Below are 212 nucleotides of genomic sequence, written 5' to 3' on the forward strand. Positions count from 1 at the left end.
TGGCAGAAAGGGTTGCGCTCGTTATGGCACTTAAGCCGACACCTCACGGCACGAGCTGACGACAACCATGCAGCACCTTCATGCATGCCTTGCGGCTCATCTGTCTCCAGATGATTCATGCATAATTTAAGCCCGGGTAAGGTTCCTCGCGTATCATCGAATTAAACCACATGTTCCTCCGCTTGTGCGGGCCCCCGTCAATTCCTTTGAGT

At 52.8% G+C, this 212-nt stretch carries 1 rRNA gene; it reads right to left on the reverse strand.

Annotated features, from left to right (window positions below):
• Positions 1-212, reverse strand: a 16S ribosomal RNA gene (locus H6A27_RS15930); the annotation flags it as partial.

It is taken from the genome of Bacteroides caecigallinarum, from assembly GCF_016902295.1.
GTDB lineage: Bacteria > Bacteroidota > Bacteroidia > Bacteroidales > Bacteroidaceae > Phocaeicola > Phocaeicola caecigallinarum_A.